Genomic DNA, 3,100 nt, shown 5'->3' with positions numbered 1-3,100 from the left:
CACCTCGTCCGCACGCCGGGCACGCTCCAGCAATGCGTCGATCTGCGCCTTGAGTTCGCGCTCGGCGGCCACCATGCGTTCGTAGCTCATCGCCTTGTGGCGGCTGGCGTTGGCCTTAACCTTGGTACCGTCCACCGCAATGGTGCCCAGCTTGACCAGCCCCATCTCGCGCGCCAAGCGCACGACCTGCACGAACAACTCCGACAGTTCCTTCAGATGCAAGGCACGGAAGTCGCGGATCGTGCGATGGGCCGGAAAGTTGCCCGCCGCCAGCACGCGAAACGCCACGTCCTCATGCAGCTTCCGGGCGATTTTGCGCGAACTGAACACGCCCGTGGCGTAGCCGTACAGCAGCACCTTGACCATCATCGCCGGATGGAACGGCTGATTGCGCGGCCCATCCTTGTCGTAGCGCGCATGGAACGCCCTCAATTCCAGGGCATCCACGGTGTCACTCATGAAGTGCGCCAGGTGCCCTTCGGGCAGCCACTCTTGGAACGCCTCCGGCATCAACAGCATTTGCCGGGGTTCGTAGGGGAGATAGTTCGCGGCCATCTCCCCTTATACCAGACCGCTCACCCCTTCTGCCGCCCAGACTCCTAGCGCGGCGTCCAGAACAGCATTGAACTGCCAGCGATATTCACACCGGAATACTCCGCCCCGGCTCCTTCGAATTCGGCGTCGACCGGCTCATCGAGCACCCCACGGCCTCACGTGACGTGCTATTCCGGCTTACGCCCCAGAGGCTACTCAGCCTGACATGAGATTCGGGGTGACGGCCATAATTGGGTTCAAACGCCTTACCTCACCTCTATCGCCTCGCGCAGCGCCTCCGACTGGCACTACATCGAAAAACTCGCCAGGTTGGGGATCAAAGGGCGGTTCCGAGAGACCAAGCCGGACGGACCCCATGAACCCGCCTCCCGGCGCTGCATGGGGCGCCATGCGCCAGTGGCCGGGACGATGAACGACAACGCGCCGAAGAATCGGCGCCGCTTTTTCGTCACCGAGGATGACCAGAAAGGGCTTTGCAGCAATTCCAATCGACGCCCGTTATCTCGACGCTCCGTGTGCAATCGCGATCGCACGGGTGACCTGGTTGCTGATACTGCCCAGAAGCAACCCAATTGAGAACCGCAGGACTGCGACGGTAACGTCCTGAATTCCTTCGATGCTGCGACCGAGGGCTGTCATCAGCGCCTTCAGGATGCGCTCCAGCATCGTACCGACTTCCTTCTTCAAGAGCGCCGCGCGCCCAAGCAACCATGCGATCGAATCAACCAATGTGAACCCGGCGCTGACCAGCACCTGAAGTCCCGTACTTTCAACGCTCAGGGCAACACGCAACAGCTGGAGTAACGCCTTTCCAAGAAACCACAAAATGTTACCGCCATAATGCGAAAGAACCGACCGGTCCCCGGAGTCCAACCACAATCGCACATTGCTATCGAGCCGTTCAAGCCAGTTCGTCGCCCCGCAGCGCATCTCACGCCACCCCCTGCCGGAAACGTCTGATACGTAGCCGTTCATTGAATGTGCCGAAAAGTCATACGCATGGTACTTCGCCGGCAACATGACTACTTGTCCGCGATCCGGAGCGTGCAGGAACGGGAACAGTGGCACCATGCTTACCGGATCGTTGGCGTGATACACACGAAAAATGTCGTCAGGTCCCAGTGCGTCCGTGAGCTGGGAACTGAAAGCCGCGTAGCCTACCCTCGGGCTTCCGAACGTATAGAGCGATGCACGCAACCCCCTCGCCCGCGCGTAATCCGCGACCAGCGTCGCAAGGGCTCCGCCGAGGCTGTGACCGACACAATGGACGTGAGATACCCCGCGGTTTTCTGGTGCGCCAAAGCATGCGTTCAGTTGCTCGCGCAACGAATCGAACGTCTCGTTAAAGCCTGAATGCACCAAGAATCCCCGAGGCCCCAACTGGACCCCGCAACTCAAATCCGTGAGTCCGTCAGCGAGCGTTGCGGTACCCCGCATGACCACAAGCGCCTCGCGCGCCCGTTTCCCACGACCGGACGAAAAAAAACCAAAACCGGAGCGTGATCGAAGAAATGCACCCGAGGTGCCTGTCATGCGTTGCGGAGGATTGAACTCGCCAAGCCATTGCGGCACGGAGGCACCCAATGCGCTCAAGTCGTCGTCGAGCCTCAGGTCATACACGTCTCGCGCAAGAACCGAGGTGATATCGGGCGTCAAGTATTCCATAGGCGGTCACCCAAACAATGTCATTGTCTATCTGGGAAGCAATGCTTTCGCGCTGTCCGGCTGAGCTATTCCAGGGTACAGATGCCGCTATAACCCAATTTCAATTTCTCATCGACGAGATGATAAGCGGGTTTATCGCCCACGTCGCAACGCATTCGCAACGGACGGCCCGGAATCTCTCCAGTTGCATCGTAATTGTGCTTGGTGAATTTCCAAAGCAACAGTTCTCCTCCGCCGTGCCGGAGGGTAATCGATTGCTGAACCACCGGTTCGTGCGGGATCAGGGAACCGAGAAAGCTTGACCCGGTTATTGCGGGGAATCGAAACCGGCCATCCTGCCCTGTTATCGCCCTGTCTTCTCCCTTCTGATCCTTCCAATGCCAGACGTAGCGGCGCTCAACTTCAACACCCGGGATCGGCTTTCCGCCTTGAAGAATTACGCCTTCCACTTCGGAAAACAATGTCAATGTGCGCGCCAAAGTCGCTGGACTCCCAAGCAATACAAGAACTGCGACCACGCATCCGCGAATGAATCGCGATGCCTGGTCCCCCGTCAATCGCCGCGACGGCACCTTTTTTCCGGTGGATCGAAGAATGCTGCGGCGCATAGAAAGCTGGAGCGGTTCCTTAATTTGGGGGGAATTTAACGCTTGCCGGCTTCGGCGTCAATCAACCGCAATATCCCCATTCCGTATTCTCTCGATAGGCTAGACTGAGTGAGCGAGACCGTTGGTATCCCGGAAGTCATTCCGCGACCTGATTACCAATGAACCTCAGCCAGCTTAACGAGCCGATGCGGCATAGGCGGCGTGTGTGCGGCAGCCTTGCCGAGTCGTGCCACCATGCTGGCCAGATCGAAACGCCGGTTGAAGCGGTAGGT

The 3,100-nt window shown here is 58.9% G+C and carries 3 protein-coding genes; all 3 read right to left on the bottom strand.

Translation table 11 applies throughout. The annotated features are described in order from the left end of the window. Window positions 1-555: transposase (locus K1Y02_26445; GenBank protein MBX7259922.1), on the bottom strand; the 555-nt coding region annotated here is incomplete at its 3' end. A gap of 498 nt (window positions 556-1,053) precedes the next feature. Then, window positions 1,054-2,220, bottom strand: a complete 1,167-nt coding sequence (locus tag K1Y02_26440) for a lipase family protein (protein MBX7259921.1) — start codon at window positions 2,218-2,220, stop codon at window positions 1,054-1,056. 65 nt (window positions 2,221-2,285) lie between these two features. Then, window positions 2,286-2,699, bottom strand: coding sequence for a hypothetical protein (locus K1Y02_26435; GenBank protein MBX7259920.1), 414 nt, complete (start codon window positions 2,697-2,699; stop codon window positions 2,286-2,288). Between the last annotated feature and the right edge of the window lie 401 nt (window positions 2,700-3,100).

Source organism: Candidatus Hydrogenedentota bacterium (genome assembly GCA_019695095.1).
Classification (GTDB): domain Bacteria; phylum Hydrogenedentota; class Hydrogenedentia; order Hydrogenedentales; family SLHB01; genus JAIBAQ01.
This window is presented reverse-complemented; position numbering and strand designations above follow the sequence as displayed.

Coding starts and splice junctions, on each gene's coding strand:
- K1Y02_26440 (MBX7259921.1), bottom strand. CDS start 2,220: ATGGAATACTTGACGCCCGATATCACCTCGGTTCTTGCGCGAGACGTG.